The sequence below is a fragment of the Helicobacter pylori genome (assembly GCF_030062585.1).
GTDB lineage: Bacteria > Campylobacterota > Campylobacteria > Campylobacterales > Helicobacteraceae > Helicobacter > Helicobacter pylori_CN.
Map to the genome: position 1 here is coordinate 472297 of NZ_CP071935.1, position 18681 is coordinate 490977.

Annotated in this window: 14 protein-coding genes; 12 read left to right on the plus strand and 2 right to left on the minus strand. The window is 39.9% G+C overall.

Annotation, left to right across the window (positions count from 1 at the left end; all coding sequences use genetic code 11):
* The first annotated feature begins 14 nt into the window (after positions 1-14).
* The 5 genes from J5F42_RS02255 (at position 15) to ilvE (ending at position 7940) form a co-directional block, all read left to right on the plus strand.
* Complete coding sequence (locus J5F42_RS02255; RefSeq protein ID WP_283491483.1) at positions 15-2054, plus strand: HsdM family class I SAM-dependent methyltransferase; 2040 nt, start codon at positions 15-17, stop codon at positions 2052-2054.
* Positions 2051-3277 (plus strand): restriction endonuclease subunit S, encoded by a 1227-nt coding sequence (locus tag J5F42_RS02260; protein ID WP_283491484.1) that lies wholly within the window; start codon positions 2051-2053, stop codon positions 3275-3277. Before J5F42_RS02255 ends, J5F42_RS02260 begins: the two co-directional genes overlap by 4 nt.
* A 71-nt stretch (positions 3278-3348) precedes the next feature.
* Complete coding sequence (gene polA / locus J5F42_RS02265; RefSeq protein WP_283491485.1) at positions 3349-6006, plus strand: DNA polymerase I; 2658 nt, start codon at positions 3349-3351, stop codon at positions 6004-6006.
* A gap of 114 nt (positions 6007-6120) precedes the next feature.
* Positions 6121-6867, plus strand: a complete 747-nt coding sequence (locus J5F42_RS02270; RefSeq protein ID WP_097683178.1) for an outer membrane protein — start codon at positions 6121-6123, stop codon at positions 6865-6867.
* 50 nt (positions 6868-6917) lie between these two features.
* Entirely contained in the window at positions 6918-7940 is a 1023-nt protein-coding gene (gene ilvE, locus J5F42_RS02275) for a branched-chain-amino-acid transaminase (RefSeq protein ID WP_283491486.1), read from the plus strand.
* A gap of 4 nt (positions 7941-7944) precedes the next feature.
* Here ilvE and J5F42_RS02280 read toward each other — a convergent pair whose 3' ends face one another.
* Positions 7945-8640 (minus strand): outer membrane protein, encoded by a 696-nt coding sequence (locus J5F42_RS02280; protein ID WP_283491487.1) that lies wholly within the window; start codon positions 8638-8640, stop codon positions 7945-7947.
* Between the two features lie 133 nt (positions 8641-8773).
* On the opposite strand from J5F42_RS02280, the gene J5F42_RS02285 reads away from it, so the two are divergent.
* The 5 genes from J5F42_RS02285 to J5F42_RS02305 are packed head-to-tail and all read left to right on the plus strand — an operon-like array spanning position 8774 to position 12777.
* On the plus strand, positions 8774-9907 hold the full coding sequence (locus tag J5F42_RS02285) for an ABC transporter permease (protein WP_283491488.1): 1134 nt from the start codon (positions 8774-8776) through the stop codon (positions 9905-9907).
* Positions 9907-10692, plus strand: a complete 786-nt coding sequence (locus tag J5F42_RS02290; RefSeq protein ID WP_000994578.1) for an ABC transporter ATP-binding protein — start codon at positions 9907-9909, stop codon at positions 10690-10692. Before J5F42_RS02285 ends, J5F42_RS02290 begins: the two co-directional genes overlap by 1 nt.
* The gene (locus tag J5F42_RS02295) at positions 10677-11492 is read left to right on the plus strand and encodes an MlaD family protein (RefSeq protein ID WP_283491489.1); all 816 of its coding nucleotides are present in this window, start codon (positions 10677-10679) and stop codon (positions 11490-11492) included. Before J5F42_RS02290 ends, J5F42_RS02295 begins: the two co-directional genes overlap by 16 nt.
* 2 nt (positions 11493-11494) lie before the next feature.
* The gene (locus J5F42_RS02300) at positions 11495-12172 is read left to right on the plus strand and encodes a hypothetical protein (RefSeq protein ID WP_079371253.1); all 678 of its coding nucleotides are present in this window, start codon (positions 11495-11497) and stop codon (positions 12170-12172) included.
* A gap of 17 nt (positions 12173-12189) precedes the next feature.
* Positions 12190-12777: an META domain-containing protein gene (locus J5F42_RS02305; RefSeq protein ID WP_001053529.1), complete on the plus strand. Its 588-nt coding sequence runs from the start codon at positions 12190-12192 to the stop codon at positions 12775-12777.
* Positions 12778-13063: 286 nt separating this feature from the next.
* On the opposite strand, the gene J5F42_RS02310 is transcribed toward J5F42_RS02305, so the two are convergent.
* Complete coding sequence (locus tag J5F42_RS02310) at positions 13064-14116, minus strand: cytochrome-c peroxidase (RefSeq protein ID WP_283491490.1); 1053 nt, start codon at positions 14114-14116, stop codon at positions 13064-13066.
* Positions 14117-14264: 148 nt separating this feature from the next.
* Between J5F42_RS02310 and dnaE the strand changes: the two genes are divergently transcribed.
* A complete protein-coding gene (gene dnaE, locus J5F42_RS02315; protein WP_097699028.1) occupies positions 14265-17900 on the plus strand; it encodes a DNA polymerase III subunit alpha in 3636 nt (1211 codons plus the stop codon).
* Positions 17882-18670, plus strand: coding sequence for a pseudouridine synthase (locus tag J5F42_RS02320; RefSeq protein ID WP_097548221.1), 789 nt, complete (start codon positions 17882-17884; stop codon positions 18668-18670). Before dnaE ends, J5F42_RS02320 begins: the two co-directional genes overlap by 19 nt.
* Positions 18671-18681 lie beyond the last annotated feature (11 nt).

The following is an 18681-nucleotide window of genomic DNA, read 5'->3' on the forward strand; positions in this document are numbered from 1 at the left end:
AAAAGGATAAAAATATGCTAGCTTTTCGGTTAGAAGATGATGTTGATGACTATGTCAAAAAAGAATTGACCAATTTAGGGCTTATGAAAAATACGGATTTTAATGTTAAAAGCCAAATGAGTTCTAGCCTTAAAAACGCCCTTTTAAATGCGAGTAAAACCAAAGATAAAACTTCTTATGGCGAGCCAGATTTCAGCTTAGAAAAATACACGCACCCTAAAAATAAAGGGAGCGTTATCCCTATAATCATAGAAAACAAACTCTACGCTAAAAATTTAAAAAAGCTCAAAAACAGCGCGCTTGCAAACGATGACAATTCCATTTCAAAATACGCCGTGAATGGGGCTTTACACTACGCTCAAAACATCTTAAGAAACAAAGAAAAATATAAAGAATGCATCGCCATAGGCATAGCCGGCGATGATGAAGAAAGCCTTTTGATAGAAGTGTATTATGTTTTTGCAAGCGGGATCAATTCGCACAAACTCACTAATACAAAAAACTTGCATTTTTTAGAAAATCAAGAATCGTTTAACGCTTTTTATAAAGAATGCACGCTCACTGAAGAAGAAAAGCATTCTATTTTAATCAAAACCAAAGCCGATCTAAACGAAACCGCTAAAAAACTCAACCGCCTGATGCATAACCACAACATCACCGCGCCTCAGCGCGTGCTATACGTGAGCGGCATGCTTTTGTCCATGCAAGAAATTAAGGGCAAAAAAGGGGGTTTAAAACCAAGCGATTTAAAAGGCGAATTGACTGATACTAGCCGTGATGGCGTTTTAGTGTTTAACCAAATTAGCGAATTTTTAAAAACCAAAAACTTGAGCGAAGAAAAACGAGATCTCATGCTCGCTAGTTTTAAAGAAATCAGTAAAGACCCGCAGCGCGATAAAATAACGAGCCTGGATAAAGCCATAAGCATGCTTTTAGAAAAAGATTCAAGCATCACCAAGCAAATTTTTACCTTTCTTTATGAATTTGTCCATAAGCCCATTAATGAAAGCGACAATACCGGTCATTTAGACATCATGGGCGAACTTTATAGCGAATTTTTAAAATACGCTTTAGGGGATGGTAAGGAATTGGGCATTGTTTTAACCCCGCCTTATGTAACTAAAATGATGAGCGAACTTTTAGGGGTTAATGCGAAATCCTTTGTGATGGATTTAGCCGCAGGGAGCGCGGGCTTTTTAATTTCTTCTATGGTGCTAATGATTGAAGACATTGAAAAAACCTATGGTAAAAACACCACTAAAGCGAATGAAAAAATCAAAGCCATGAAAACCACGCAACTTTTAGGCGTGGAGCTTAACGCTGAAATGTTTTCTCTAGCCACCACTAACATGATTTTAAGAGGCGATGGCTCAAGTTTAATCATCAAAGGCAACACTTTTGAAACCAATAAAAGGATTTATGAAGATTTTAAGCCCAATATCCTTTTATTAAACCCTCCTTTTAGCTACGAAGAAAACGGCATGCCTTTTATCAAATTCGGGTTAGAGCATATGCAAAAAGGCGGTTTAGGCGCGATCATTATCCAAGATAGCGCAGGGAGCGGGCAAGCGTTAAAATCCAATGTGGAAATTTTAAAAAAACATTCGCTTTTAGCGAGCGTTAAAATGCCCACCGATTTATTCATGCCTCAAGCCGGGGTGCAAACAAGCGTTTATATTTTTAAAGCCCATGAGCCGCATGATTATGAAAAGCCCGTTAAATTCATAGACTTTAGAAACGACGGTTTCAAGCGCACCAAAAGAGGCTTAAATGAAACCTCTAACCCCACCAAACGCTACGAAGAAATCATTAAAATTTACAAAGCCGGCTTAAACGCTAAGGTTTCTAAAGAGCTGTGGGGCGATTTAGAAACAATCTATATTGAAGACTTTATCGCTAAGCCGCGCGAAAACAAGCATGCTAAAGACTTTAATTTTGAAGCGCACCAAAAGAATGAGGCTAAACCCGAATTAGAGGATTTTAAAAGAACGATAGCTGATTACCTTTCTTATGAAGTGGGCTTGATTTTAAAAAACCAAACGCCCCCAAAGTGATTGGCCCCCTTAGCAGCCAACTCAACGCTATTAAGTGGGGCGAGTTCAGATTAGGGGATTTGTTTGAAGTGTTGTCAAGTAAGAAAATTTATCATGCTAACACGATAAAAATCCATGACACACAAATAGAAAACAGCTACCCTTATGTCGTGCGCACTGCAACCAATAATGGTATAAAAGGCTTTATTATAGATGACCCTACATTTACTAATGAAAAAAATACCCTTTCGTTCGCACAAGACACTTTCACCGTGTTTTATCAAAAACAACCTTATTTTACAGGCAATAAGGTTAAAGTTTTAAAACCAAAATTTGCTTTCAAAAGCCCTAAAATTTTACATTTTATAAGCGCGATTTTACAATTTATTTTAAAACCCTTGACTTGGGGGCTAGGCTCTACAACAGAAAGTATTGCGGAGTTTAAATTTTCTCTACCCCTAAAACCCACCGCTAAAACTCAAACCCTTGAGGATATTGATTGTGATTTCATGGAAAAATTCATAGCCGAACTTGAGCAGTGTCGGCTCGCCGAACTTGAGGCTTATTTAAAAGCTACAGGGCTAGAAAACACCACCCTTTCTAGCGCTGAAGAAAACGCCCTTAACGTTTTCAATAACCAAAATTCTGGGGGGGGTAATACCCCATGCGGCTTAACATGGCAACACTTCAAACTAGGGGATTTGTTTGAAATACGCCCCACAAAAGCCTATAATCTCACAAACCCTCATTTATTTGATAGTAACGCAAAAAATCCAGTCGTTACCAATTCTAGTTTGAATAATGGGATAAGCGGTTATTCTTCTTTAGAACCCACCGAAAAGGGCAATCAGATCACTTACAGCGATACCACGACTTCAGAGGGTATTTTTTATCAAAAAAGACCTTTTATAGGGTATTCGCATGTGCAAGGGCTATACCCTTTAAAATACCATGAGTTTTGGAATGAAAAAACTTTACTCTATATCGTTGTGGCTTTTAAAAAAGTAGCTTGTGGGCGTTTTGATTATGGCAATAAATTCAATCGTAAAATTGCTAGTGAAATGTTAATTTCACTCCCCACCAACCCACATGGCGGTATTGATTTTGATTTCATGCGCACCCTAATTAACGCCCTGATGAAACAAACCATTCAAGGCGTGGTTCAATACTGCGACGCTCAAATCCAGGCCGCAAAAGAAGTTATTAACCAAGAAACGCCTATTCAAAAAGACTCGTTATTTTAAAAGGGGTTTTTAAGCGCGCTCGCTTGTGTTACAATAAACTTAAAATTCGCTTGATTGAAGAGGGTTGAATAATGGAACAGCCGGTTATTAAAGAAGGGACTTTAGCTTTAATTGATACTTTTGCATATTTGTTTAGAAGCTATTACATGAGCGCTAAAACAAAACCCTTAACCAACGATAAGGGCTTTCCTACAGGGCTTTTAACGGGGCTTGTGGGCATGGTTAAAAAATTTTATAAAGACAGAAAAAACATGCCTTTTATCGTGTTCGCTCTAGAAAGCCAGACTAAAACTAAAAGAGCTGAAAAATTAGGCGAATACAAACAAAATCGCAAAGACGCCCCTAAAGAGATGCTTTTACAAATCCCTATCGCCTTAGAATGGTTGCAAAAAATGGGTTTTACTTGCGTGGAAATAAGCGGGTTTGAAGCCGATGATGTGATCGCAAGCTTGGCTACGCTAAGCCCTTATAAAACGCGCATTTATTCTAAAGATAAGGATTTTAACCAGCTTTTGAGCGATAAGATCGCGCTTTTTGATGGCAAAACGGAGTTTTTGGTGAAAGATTGCGTGGAAAAATACGGGATTTTGCCGAGTCAATTCACGGATTATCAAGGCATTGTAGGGGATAGCAGCGATAATTACAAGGGGATTAAAGGCATTGGGAGCAAGAACGCTAAGGAATTGTTACAGCAATTGGGGAGTTTGGAAAAAATCTATGAAAATTTAGACTTGGCGAAAAATTTACTCAGCCCTAAAATGTATCAAGCCTTGATACAAGACAAAGGAAGCGCGTTTTTAAGCAAAGAATTAGCCACTTTAGAAAGAGGGTGTATTAAGGAATTTGATTTTTTGAGTTGCGCTTTTCCTAGCGAAAACCCCCTATTGAAAATTAAAGATGAATTGAAAGAATATGGTTTTATTTCTACCTTAAGGGATTTAGAAAATTCCTCTTTGATTGCAGACAACGCCTCCGCCTTAGACAACGCCCCTAAAAAATCGCGCATGATCGTTTTAGAAAGCGCCGCATCTTTTAGCATGTTTTTAGAAAAATTAAAAAATCCTAACGCAAGGGTTTTTATGCGTTTGGTGTTAGATAAAGAAAAAAAAGTTCTGGCCCTAGCGTTTTTATTACAAGATCAAGGTTATTTTTTACCCTTAGAAGAGGCGTTATTTTCGCCCTTTTCTTTAGAGTTTTTGCAAAACGCTTTTTCTCAAATCTTACAGCATGCGTGTATCATTGGGCATGATTTAAAACCCTTACTGAGCTTTTTAAAAGCCAAATATCAGGTGTCTTTGGAAAACATTCGCATCCAAGACACTCAAATTTTAGCGTTTTTAAAAAATCCGGAAAAAGTGGGATTTGATGAGGTTTTAAAGGAATATTTAAAAGAAGAATTGATTCCGCATGAAAAAATCAAAGATTTTAAAACAACAAGCAAGGCGGAAAAATCAGAGCGATTGAGTTTGGAATTAAGCGCTTTAAAGCGTTTGTGCGAGTATTTTGAAAAAGGGGGGTTAGAAGAGGGTTTGCTCACTTTAGCTAGAGACATTGAAACGCCCTTTATGAAAGTCTTAATGGGCATGGAATTTCAAGGCTTTAAGATTGATGCGCCTTATTTCAAGCGCTTAGAGCAGGAGTTTAAAGATGAATTAAAAGTTTTAGAGCGCCAAATTTTGGATCTAATCGGCGTGGATTTTAACCTCAATTCGCCCAAACAACTCAGCGAGATTTTGTATGAAAAATTAGAGCTTCCTAAAAATAAAAGCCATTCTACCGATGAAAAAAATTTGTTAAAAATCCTAGACAAGCACCCAAGCATCGCTTTGATTTTAGAATACAGAGAATTGAACAAGCTTTTTAACACTTATACCACCCCCTTATTGCGCCTAAAAGACAAAGACGATAAAATCCATACCACTTTCATCCAAACCGGCACAGCTACCGGGCGTTTAAGCTCGCATTCGCCTAATTTGCAAAATATCCCGGTGCGATCGCCTAAAGGCTTACTCATTCGTAAGGGCTTTATTGCCAGCTCTAAAGAATATTGTTTGTTAGGGGTGGATTATTCGCAAATTGAATTGCGCTTGTTAGCCCATTTTAGCCAGGATAAGGATTTAATGGAGGCGTTTTTAAAGGGGCGAGACATCCATTTAGAAACTTCTAAGGCGTTGTTTGGTGGAGATTTGGCCAAAGAAAAACGATCCATCGCTAAAAGCATTAATTTTGGGCTAGTGTATGGCATGGGGAGTAAGAAATTGAGTGAAACTTTAAACATCTCTTTAAATGAGGCTAAAAGCTACATAGAAGCGTATTTCAAGCGATTCCCTAGTATTAAAGATTATCTAAATGGCATGAAAGAAGAGATTTTAAAGACTTCTAAAGCCTTTACTTTGCTGGGGCGTTATCGGGTGTTTGATTTTAATGGCGTGAATGATTATATCAAGGGCAATTATTTGCGAGAGGGCGTGAATGCGATTTTTCAAGGGAGTGCCAGCGATTTATTGAAATTGGGCATGCTCAAAGTGAGCGAGCGTTTCAAAAACAACCCTTCAGTGAGGCTGCTTTTACAAGTGCATGACGAATTGATTTTTGAGATTGAAGAAAAAAACGCCCTAGAGTTGCAGCAAGAAATCCAACGCATTCTTAATGATGAAGTGTATCCTTTGAGAGTGCCGCTAGAAACGAGCGCGTTTATCGCTAAGCGTTGGAATGAACTAAAAGGTTAGTTTTTTAATTGAGTTTAAGAAAAAATATATTATTATTTCTTTATAAGTAATACTTAACCATGTTAAGCTAATATAATATAAAGTGGTTATCAAAAAATAAAGGGAAAAGACTGAATGCTGAAAAGAATTATATTATTAGGGGCTTTGGGTGTTTTAGCGAACGCTGAAGAGAGCGCGGCTTTTGTGGGAGTCAATTACCAGGTGAGCATGATACAAAATCAGACTAAAATGGTGAATGAAAATGGCTTGCAAAAGCCTTTGATAAAGTTCCCGCCTTATGCAGGAGCGGGTTTTGAAGTGGGCTATAAGCAATTTTTTGGTAAGAAAAAATGGTTTGGCATGCGTTATTATGGGTTTTTTGACTACGCGCACAACCGCTTTGGCGTGATGAAAAAGGGTATCCCGGTGGGCGAGAGCGGGTTTATTTACAATAGCTTTAGTTTTGGAGGGACGACTTTAACGGAAAGGGATTCCTATCAAGGACAATACTATGTCAATTTATTCACTTATGGCGTGGGGTTGGATACGCTGTGGAATTTTGTGAATAAAGAAAACATGGTTTTTGGTTTTGTGGTGGGGATCCAATTGGCTGGGGATAGTTGGGCAACGAGCATCAGTAAAGAAATCGCTAATTATGCAAAACACCACAGCAATTCCAGTTATAGCCCAGCGAATTTCCAGTTTTTATGGAAGTTTGGGGTCCGCACCCATATTGCTAAACACAATAGCTTGGAATTAGGGATTAAAGTGCCTACGATCACGCACCGGCTTTTCTCTATCACCAACGAAAAGGGATACACCTTACAGGCTGATGTGCGCCGAGTTTATGCGTTTCAAATCAGTTACTTGAGGGATTTTTAACCCCTTTTTAGATACAATCACACCTGAAACTATCCATTTAAAGGTGTGAAATGCCAAATTTAGAAAATTTAGACTGGAAAAATCTAGGCTTTAGCTACATTAAAACGGATTTTCGCTTCATCGCTAGTTATAAAAACGGCTCGTGGTCGCAAGGCGAATTGGTGAGCGAAAATGTGTTGCAAATCAGCGAAGGCTCGCCGGTCTTACACTATGGGCAGGCTTGTTTTGAAGGCTTGAAGGCTTACCGCTCTCAAAAGGGGAAAGCGTTACTTTTTCGCCCTTTAGAAAACGCCAAACGCTTGCAAACTTCATGCGAAAGACTGCTCATGCCCAAAGTGAGCGAAGAGCTGTTTTTAAAGGCATGCGCTGAAGTAGTTAAAGCGAATCAAAAATGGCTCGCTCCTTACAAAAGCGGGGCGAGTTTGTATTTGCGCCCTTTTGTCATAGGCGTGGGGGATAATTTGGGGGTGAAGCCGGCTAATGAATACCTTTTTATCGTTTTTTGCGCGCCTGTGGGGGCGTATTTTAAAGGGGGTATAGAAAAAGGAGGGGCTAGGTTTATCACTACGATTTTTGATAGGGCCGCGTCTAAAGGCACCGGTGGGGTGAAAGTGGGGGGGAATTATGCTGCAAGCCTGTTAGCCCATAAAATGGCTGTAGAGCAAGGCTATGATGATTGCATTTATTTAGATCCTACCACGCACACTAAAATTGAAGAAGTGGGGGCGGCGAATTTTTTTGGCATAACGCATGATAATGCCTTTATCACCCCGCATTCGCCAAGCATTTTACCAAGCATTACCAAAAAAAGCTTGATGGTTTTGGCTAAAGAATATTTGAATCTCAACATAGAAGAGAGGGAAATCTTAATGGATGAGTTGGGCGCGTTTAAAGAAGCTGGAGCGTGCGGGACAGCTGCAATCATTACGCCCATTAAAGAAATCACGCACAACAACAAGTCTTATTTTTTTGAAACGCCGGGCCATATTACTAAACGACTCTATGACTTGCTTTTATCCATCCAACAAGGCGAACAAGAAGCCCCTAAAGATTGGATTTTTGAAGTTGGCTAAAAGGTTAAAATTTATAGCTGTATGCCGCATAAAATAAGGGCGAAGTCTCAAAGCGTTTGGAGCTAGAAAGCAATCTGGCGGTGGGTAAGATTTTAAACCCTAATTCAATGCGGTGTCTTAAAAAAAGCGTGAGCATAACCCCCCCATTAATCGCTAAGCCCCCTGAAACCACCGAATGTTTAAAAAACTTGAAATTTTGCTTGTCCGTATAAACGACTAAAGCCCCCCTAGCTCCCCCAAACGCCCCCAAATAATGCTTATAACTCCCTAAAGGGAATTCCATAATCACATCCAAACCCACCGCAAGCATGGTAAAAAAAGAGTTTGTAGGATCTTTATGGCTTTGGTAATTCACTTTTCCTGACCCAAGATCCCATGCAAAAACCCCCCTGATCCCAATGTATTTTTTAAAAAAACTTTGCACGCCGGTTTTTAAATTGAGCGTGGCGATCCAATCTTTCATTTCCTTGCCTTGATAGTCCTTAATGGCCTCTACAGCGCCAAACCCTCCTAAAAAATACCATCCGCTTTTTTTGTGTGTGAGCTTTTGGCGGTTAATGATGCTTCTATAGAGCTTTTCATGGGCTTCTTGGTAATTTTTTTTAGGGGTTTTATTATGCAAAATAGGCATGGCTTCAAGGGGCGGAATAACAAATCCCCCTATTAAGAAAACGCCAAAAAAAATGATTTTTTTAAACATTTTAAAAATAATCAATCCTTTATTAAACAGAATATTGTTTAACCTTTTGTTTTATCATTGTGTTAAAATAGCCGTTTTAACAAACAAAATTTTGTTAATAGATTTTACCTAATCTAAGAGAGAATATATTTTAATGAAGACAGAGAAACAAAAATTTTTAGAGATGCGTAAAGATGGGGCTAACTCTGTGCTGATTTTAAGAGGGGATTGGGATTTTAAAACGAGCGTCTTTCGTTTAGATGAGTTGAAAAAAAATTTATTAGATCATCAAGGGCCTTTAAAAATGGATTTTTCAGGGTGCCAAAAAATAGATTTTGTTTTTGGCATGTTTTTATTTGATCTCATCAAGGAGCGTTCTTTAAACATTGAATTGTGTAACGTGAGCGAGAATAACGCTTGCGCTTTGAAAGTGGTTAAAGACTGGCTTGAAAAAGAAGACGATTTGGAATCTAAAAAAGCGGGCAAAAAATACGAACTCATGATCACTAAGTTGGGTAAGAGTCTTGTAGAGACTTATAACACCTTTTTAAACGCGTTCAATTTTTGCGGCATGATTTTATTTTACTTCATTAAAAGCGTTTTCAACCCCAAACGCTTTTGCATCACTCCTTTACTCTATCATATTAATGAATCCGGGTTTAAGGTTTTGCCGGTGAGTATTTTAACGGTGTTTATCGTGGGGTTTGCCGTTGCTTTGCAAGGGGCTTTACAATTGCAAGACATGGGCGCGCCTTTGATGTCGGTGGAAATGACGGCCAAACTCGCTTTAAGAGAGATCGGCCCTTTCATTTTAACCCTTGTGGTGGCCGGGAGGAGTGCGAGCAGTTTTACCGCCCAAATTGGGGTGATGAAGATCACTGAAGAATTGGATGCGATGAAAACCATGGGCTTTAACCCTTTTGAATTTTTAGTGTTGCCTAGGGTGTTAGCCTTAGTGATTGTTTTGCCTTTATTGGTGTTTATCGCTGATGCGTTCGCCATTCTTGGGGGCATGTTTGCGATTAAATACCAATTGGATCTAGGCTTTCCAAGCTATATAGACAGACTGCATGACACAGTGGGTTGGAATCATTTTTTGGTAGGGATTGTCAAAGCCCCTTTTTGGGGGTTTGCGATTGCGATGGTGGGGTGCATGCGCGGGTTTGAAGTCAAGGGGGATACCGAGAGCATTGGGCGCTTGACCACCATTAGCGTCGTGAACGCTTTGTTTTGGATCATTTTCTTAGACGCTATTTTTTCTATTCTCTTTTCTAAGTTGAACATATAATGAACGCTACTAACAATCAAGTCTTAATTGAAGTGAAGGATCTCCATAGCGCTTTTGGGAGTACCATTATCCATAGGGGCGTGAGTTTTAGCGTGCATAAGGGCGAAGTGATGGCGATTTTAGGGGGTTCAGGGAGCGGTAAAAGCACGCTTTTAAGGTGCATGATCTTACTCAATCGCCCCACAAAAGGGGAAGTGCTGCTTTTTGGGGAAGATATATGGAAACTCAAAGAAGCAGAGCAGCAAAAGATTTTTAACCGCTGCGGCATTTGCTTCCAGTTTGGGGCGCTCTATAGCTCTTTAACGGTTTTGGAAAATGTGGGTGTCATGCTAGAGCAATACGGCGCTTATTCTAAAAAAATTGTTGAAGAAATTTCTAAAATGTGGATTGAAAAAGTGGGTTTGCCCCCTAGGGCTTACCACCTTTACCCCTATGAATTGAGTGGGGGGATGAAAAAGCGCGTGGGTATAGCTAGGGCTATGGCAACTAACCCGGAAATCTTATTTTTAGATGAGCCAACAAGCGGGCTAGATCCTTATAGCGCGGGCAAATTTGACGAACTCATCATGACACTCAAAGAGAGCTTGCAGCTTACGGTGGTGATGATCACGCATGATTTAGACTCCGTGCATGATTGCGTGGATCGATTTATCATGCTCAAAGACGGGCTATTAGAATTTAATGGGGATTTAAAAGATTTTATTAAAAAAGCTCAAACTCAAGGGCTAGATGAAGGCAATTTATTCAATTCAACACGAGGAGAGAAATTTTGGAAAGGCATGTGAATTACACTTTAATCGGCGGGCTCTTCTTTTTATGCTTAGTGTGCATGGTAGGCTTTATTTTATGGCTAGGCCATTTGGGATTAGATGACGGGAAGTATTATGAATACGTGGTCTATACGGACAAAGACTTGGGAGGCATTGCGACCAATTCGCCCATTAATTACAAAGGGATTCAAGTGGGTAATGTCATCAAAGTGGGTTTTGCAAAGGATAAAGTGGGGGTGGTCCGTTTAGATTTGATGATTAAATCCAGCGTTAAGATCCGTAAAGACTCCAAAGTGGCGGTTTCTTCTAGAGGGTTTATGGGGTTAAAATTTTTAGCCTTAGAGCAAAGCCACAATGAAGAATTTTATGGTAGTGGCGATAAGGGGGAGCGGATTTTAATCTTTAAAGAAGGGCTTATGGATCGCTTGAGCGGTGATGCTAATCAAGTGGTGCAAGAAGTGATGAAAGCAATCAGGAATGTGAATAGGATTTTAGACGATGAAAATGTGGAAAAATTCAAGCACATTCTCGCTTCAGTGGATGATCTCATCGCTAATTTGGATTCAAAAAAGACTCAATTTGATGCCTTAATCAAAAACGCTAACAACCTCGTTTCTAATGTCAATAATGTGGCTTTAAATGTGGATAAGCGCTTAAAAGAGGGGCAATACGACTTTAAAGCGATGTTTACTCCCTTAATCATGCAAGCGCAGTTGAGCCTAAGAAACATTGATAATTTTGTGGAAAAAGGCTCTGCTTTGATAGACAAATTTGACGCTAACCCTTATAAAACGATTTTTGGAGAAAGGAAATAATCATGAGAGCTACGGCGATAAAAATCTTTTCACTCTCATCAGCATTAGCGTTGTTGCTTCAGGGTTGCTTGAGCATTAATTTAAAACAAATGCTGCCAGAAATCAGAACTTATGATTTGAATGCGAGTTCTTTTGAAATGACGCAATGCCCTAAACCTTTGACTGAAGTGAGGCTCATTAGCATTTTGAGCGCGGATTTATTCAACACTAAAGAGATCGTGTTTAAAGCCCAAGACGGGCAGATCACGCATGGGAAGCACCAAAAATGGATAGACTTGCCTCGCAACATGTTAAAAACCATGTTCATGCAAGAAGCGCAAAAAGCATGCTTAGGCGTGGCTTTGCCCCCTTATGGTGCGGGCGCGCCCACTTATGCGGTTCGTTTTACGATTTTATCGTTTTCTCTTTTAGAAAAAGAAAATTCTACCTATAGGGCGGAATTTGCACTAGGCTATGATATTAGCGTGAAAGGCGATTCGCATTCTGGAGTGATCATTAAGCATGAAAATATTTCTAGCTTGGAAAATAAAACGACCAAAACGAGTAAAAATGGCAATCAAGATTTTCAAGAAAGCGCGATACAATCCCTCCAACATGTAAGCGTGCAAGCGATGCAAGAAGCGGTTTCTTTGATTAAAAAAGCCATTGAAGCGCAAAGCGTAAGCCCGTTAAAAAAATAAAAAATAAGGAGAATTGTTTGAATTTACGATTGGCTGGAGCAAGCGTTTTAACGGCTTGTGTTTTTTCGGGGTGTTTTTTTTTAAAAATGTTTGATAAAAAACTTTCTAGCAACGATTGGCATATCCAAAAAGTGGAAATGAACCATCAAGTGTATGACATTGAAACCATGCTCGCTGATAGCGCTTTTAGAGAGCATGAAGAAGAGCAAGATTCCTCTCTAAATACCGCTTTGCCTGAAGATAAAACAGCGATTGAAGCCAAAGAGCAAGAGCAAAAAGAAAAAAGAAAACGCTGGTATGAGCTTTTTAAAAAGAAGCCAAAGCCCAAAAGCTCTATGGGAGAGTTTGTGTTTGATCAAAAAGAAAATCGTATTTATGGGAAAGGCTATTGCAACCGGTATTTTGCCAGCTATGTATGGCAGGGCGATAGGCACATTGGGATTGAAGACAGCGGGATTTCAAGGAAAGTGTGTAAAGATGAGCATTTAATGGCGTTTGAATTGGAATTTATGGAGAATTTTAAGGGTAATTTTACGGTAACTAAGGGCAAGGACACGCTTATTTTAGACAACCAAAAAATGAAAATTTATTTGAAAACGCCATGAGTTTATGTTTTAATATAATCTAAAATCAAAAAACATTCTAAATGATAAAGGGATTAAAAAGAATTTTAAGAATAGGGGTAAAACTCATTCTTTTAAGGGGATAGGGGGTATTTTGAAACAATCCTCCCCTACAACCCTCCAACTAAATCCCTCTAAACCCCATAAAGATCGCTTTTTAAGGGATTATCGCTTGTTTTTTGAAAGCTTTTTATTATTTTGATCGCAAAAGATGCTTTGAGCGTTTTTAGATTTAGCGCCAAAAGCCCCCTAAAAGGACTTTTTTAAATCAAAAAGAGGGTTTAGGGGTTTTGTCTGTCATTATAGGGAGCTCTGGATAGATTATTTTAGGTTTTTTACCCTTTAAGGCTCCAAAGAAGGTTTCAATTTTTTTCGCTTCTTCATCGCTGATTTCAATGCCTAACTTGATAGAGCCCATTTCTTTAATCGCATCCTTGACATTCCAAAATTGCCCGTTATGGAAATAAGGCATCGTTTCGGTGATATTCCTTAAAGTAGGCACTTTCACAAGCCCGTTTTTATCGCCTTTGAAATCGCCCACATTAGCGAATTTATAAGGTTTGACCACCCCAAAAGGCTGCATCGTTCCCCCAAGATTGATGCCGTTATGGCAAGCCACACAGCCTTTAGAAATGAATAAATCCAGCCCTTCTTTTTCGGCTTTACTGAGCGCTTTAGGATTGCCCCTTAAAAAATCATCGTAACGGCTTGGGGTGATGAGCGTGGCTTCAAACATAGCGATACTATCAGCGATCAATTTAAAATCAATTTTGACTTTAGAGCCATAGGCTTTTCTAAAGAGCTTGACATAGCCTGGCATGGAATTGATTTTTTCTACCACCACTTTAGGGTCAGCCCCCATTTCAAAAGAAGATTGGATCGGCCCTTGCGCTTGCTCGTTTAAATGCGTAACCCTGCCATCCCAAAACTGCACATCATTAAACACAGAGTTATACACCGTTGGGGAGCTTAAAAGGTGGGGGTTTTTCTTCCATTGAGAGCCTACCGCGCTTGGGACTAAATCCACCCCGCCTAAGCCCAAATTATGGCATGTGTTGCAAGACACGAGATAGGAAGTGGAAATCCTAGGGTCAAAATAGAGCATTTTGCCTAATTCCACTTGAGCGGAGGTCATGATTTCGCTGTTTTTAGCACCAATACCCACATCTCTGGTTTTTTTGATTTGGTATTCTTTGAGCGCTTTGCCCATAGGCATGGGTTCTAACTGGCTTTCCCTCGCTTTTTTGATCAATTCTAAATCGTTTAGGGCATGAGTGCAAGAAAAAGCCAAGCAAACGCCCAATAAAACGGATTTTTTCATGATGAACTCCTAAAATAGCGTTAAAAATAAGACAAAACTTTCTTATTATATCCACCATTTTAAAATAATTCACCACTAAATAATCTAATAAAGAGTTTTTTAAAGAGCGATAGGTATAATGGCATTAAATCCAAATAGGGGTTAGACAATGAAAGAGAATAAAGCCTTCACGCATTTGCACTTGCACACAGAATATTCGCTTTTAGACGGGGCGAACAAGATTAAAATTCTAGCCAAACGCGTTAAAGAATTGGGCATGAAAAGCGTGAGCGTAACTGATCATGGGAACATGTTTGGAGCGATTGATTTTTATACGAGCATGAAAAAAGAAGGCATTAAGCCTATTATCGGCATGGAAGCGTATATCCATAACGATGACAACCTTTCTAGCAAAGAAACCAAGCAGCGTTTCCATTTGTGCCTATTCGCTAAAAACCAAGAGGGCTATGAAAACTTGATGTTCTTAAGCTCTATGGCGTATTTAGAAGGGTTTTATTATTTCCCGCGCATCAATAAAAAGCTTCTAAGGGAGCATTCTAAAGGCATTATCGCTTCTAGCGCGTGCTTGCAAGGGGAAGTCAATTACCATTTAAATACCAATAATGAGAGAAACCGCAGGTATGGGGCTAAAGGCTATGATGAAGCCAAAAAAATCGCTTGCGAATACCAAGAGATTTTTGAAGACGATTTTTATTTAGAGATCATGCGCCATGGCATTTTAGATCAGCGATTCATTGATGAGCAAGTCATTAAAATGTCTTTAGAAACGGGGTTAAAAATCATTGCCACCAACGACACCCACTACACCATGCCTAATGACGCCAAGGCTCAAGAAGTGGCGATGTGCGTAGCGATGGGTAAAACCCTAAACGATAAGGGGCGCTTGAAACACTCCGTGCATGAGTTTTACATTAAGTCCCCTGAAGAAATGGCAAAGCTCTTTGCAGATATTCCAGAAGCTTTAGAAAACACCCAAGAAATCGCTGATAAATGCGTTTTAGAGATTGATTTAAAAGACGATAAAAAGAACCCCCCAACCCCCCCAAGCTTCAAATTCACTAAAGCTTACGCTAAAGAAGAGGGGCTGAATTTTGAAGATGACGCTTCTTATTTCGCTTATAAGGCCAGAGAAGGCTTGAAAGAGCGCTTGATCTTAGTGCCAAAAGAAAAGCATGATCAATACCAAGAACGCTTAGAAAAAGAAATTGAAGTTATTACGAACATGAAATTCCCAGGGTATATGCTGATCGTGTGGGATTTTATCCGTTACGCTAAAGAAATGGGCATTCCTGTAGGGCCTGGTAGGGGGAGCGCGGCCGGGAGTTTGGTGGCTTTTGCTTTAAAAATCACGGATATTGACCCCTTAAAATACGATTTGCTCTTTGAAAGGTTTTTGAACCCTGAAAGAGTCAGCATGCCTGATATTGATACGGATTTTTGCCAGCGCCGGCGTAAGGAAATCATAGAATACATGATTGAAAAATACGGCAAATACAATGTGGCTCAAGTCATCACCTTTAATAAGATGTTGGCTAAAGGCGTGATCAGAGATGTCGCAAGGGTTTTAGACATGCCTTATAAAGAAGCCGATGATTTTGCCAAACTCATCCCTAATCGCTTAGGCATCACGCTTAAGGGCTATGAAAAAAATGGCGAGTTCATAGAGGGGGCGTGGGAATTAGAGCCTAAAATCAAAGAATTAGTAGAGAGTAATGAATTAGCCAAACAGGTGTGGGAGTATTCGCTCAATTTAGAGAATTTAAACCGCAACGCCGGCGTGCATGCCGCAGCCTTAGTGGTGGATAGCCAAAAAGAGTTGTGGCACAAAACCCCTTTGTTTGCCTCTGAAAAAACCGGCGGTATCGTTACGCAATATTCCATGAAGTATTTAGAGCCGGTGGATTTGATCAAGTTTGACTTTTTGGGGCTTAAAACCTTGACCGTGATTGATGATGCGCTTAAAATCATTAAAACGCAACATAAGATTGATGTGGATTTTTTATCGCTGGATATGGACGATCCGAAAGTGTATAAAACGATCCAAAGCGGGGATACGGTGGGGATATTCCAGATTGAATCCGGGATGTTTCAAGGGCTTAACAAGCGCTTAAGGCCTTCAAGCTTTGAAGACATTATTGCCATTATCGCGCTAGGCAGACCAGGACCCATGGAATCAGGCATGGTAGATGATTTTGTCAATAGAAAGCATGGCGTTGAGCCTATCGCTTATGCGTTTAAAGAATTAGAGCCGATTTTAAAGCCCACTTACGGCACGATCGTCTATCAGGAGCAAGTGATGCAAATCGTGCAAACTATCGGCGGTTTTAGCTTGGGTGAAGCAGATCTCATCCGCCGTGCTATGGGGAAAAAAGACGCTCAGATCATGGCGGACAATAAGGCCAAGTTTGTAGAAGGCGCTAAAAATTTAGGGCATGATGGCCAAAAAGCGGCTAATTTGTGGGATTTGATCGTTAAATTTGCCGGCTATGGTTTCAACAAATCGCATTCAGCGGCTTATGCGATGATTACTTTCCAAACGGCGTATTTAAAGACTTATTACAAGCATGAGTTCATGGCAGCGATGCTCACTAGCGAATCCAATAAGATTGAATCCGTGGCGCGCTATATTGATGAGGTTAGGGCTTTAGAGATTGAAGTGATGCCTCCGCACATCAATTCTTCTATGCAAGATTTCAGCGTGGCGGAGTTTAAAAATCAAAAGGGCGAATTAGAAAAGAAAATCGTGTTTGGTTTGGGAGCGGTTAAAGGGGTTGGGGGTGAGCCGATTAAAAACATCATTGAAGAAAGGGCTAAAGGGGATTATAAGAGTTTGGAAGATTTCATTTCACGGGTGGATTTTTCCAAACTCACTAAAAAATCTTTAGAGCCATTAGTGAAATCAGGGAGCTTGGACAATTTAGGCTACACTAGAAAAACCATGCTCGCTAACTTGGATTTGATCTGCGATGCCGGGCGCGCTAAAGACAAAGCTAATGAAATGATGCAAGGGGGTAACTCCCTTTTTGGAGCCATGGAAGGCGGAATTAAAGAGCAGGTTATTTTAGACATGATTGATTTGGGCGAACATGACGCTAAAACGCTTTTAGAATGCGAATACGAGACTTTAGGCATCCATGTTTCAGGCAACCCTTTAGACGAGTTTAAAGAAGAAATTAAGGGCTTTAAAAATTTAGTCAAAAGCATTGATATTGAAGAATTAGAAATCGGCTCGCAAGCTTATTTGCTGGGCAAAATCATGGAGGTTAAAAAGAAAATTGGCAAACGAAGCGGTAAGCCTTATGGCACAGCGGACATTTTGGATCGATACGGCAAGTTTGAACTCATGCTTTTTGAAAAGCAATTGAACGCTTTAGAAGAGTTGGATATTAATAAGCCTTTAGTGTTTAAATGCAAGATTGAAGAGCAAGAAGAAGTGGCGCGATTAAGGCTTTTTGAAATCTTGGATTTAGAGAGCGCCAAAGAGGTTAAAATCCCTAAAGCCCGTTATAAAGACCCTGACAAGCAAAAAGAAGAGGTGCGCGAAATCCCCCCCATGGAAATGCTCGCTTCCAGCTCTTGCTCTTTAGCGATCGTGTTAGAAAACGACGTGAAAAAAGAGTTTTTAAGACAAATCAAAGAGAGCGCTCTAAAACACCAGGGCAAACGCCCCTTGTATTTGATCATCAAAGATAAGGATAAGCAATTCAAAATCCAAAGCGATCTAATGGTGAATGAAAAGATCAAGGACGATTTTAAAGAATTAGAGTGGAGGGATTTAGCTTGAGGATCAACCAATTTTTAGCCCATTACACCAAGCACTCTAGAAGAGAAGCTGAAAAATTGGTTTTAGAGGGGCGGGTGAAAATCAATCATGAGCATGCCAAACTCGTTAGCGTGGTTAGAGAAAACGACAAGGTGTTTTTAGACAAACGACTCATCAAGCCCTTAAAAAACAAAAAATTCAGCGTGCTAATTTATCACAAGCCAAAGGGCGAATTAGTGAGCAAAGCCGATCCCTTAAAACGGCGCGTGATTTATGAAAGCTTGGAGAAAAAATACGCCCATTTCGCGCCGGTGGGGCGTTTGGATTTTGCGAGCGAGGGGGTGCTACTCTTAAGCGATAGTAAGGCGGTGGTGAGCGCTTTAATGCATGCGAATTTAGAAAAAGAGTATCTTGTTAAAATTCAAGGCTTTGTTACAAGAGAGATGGAAAACGCCATGCAAGAGGGCTTGAAATTAGAAAACGCCACTAAGGGAGCGCACCAAAAAACCCCCATTAAAAGCATGGAATTTGCCCCCTTTATTGGTTATGAAATCATCAAAAACCATGCCAAATATTCTAAACTTAGAGTCGTTATCAATGAGGGGAAAAACAGAGAACTAAGGCGTTTTTTTGCGTTTTTTAACGCTGGGGTGTTGGATTTAAGGCGCGTTCGTTATGGTTTTGTGAATTTGAATGCCTTGCCGGTAGGGAAAATGCGTTTTCTAAACCGCCAAGAATACAATGAGTTGCATGCGTTTATGGCTAATAGGGCTAATGTTAAAGGGGATTAGCGCTTGAAATA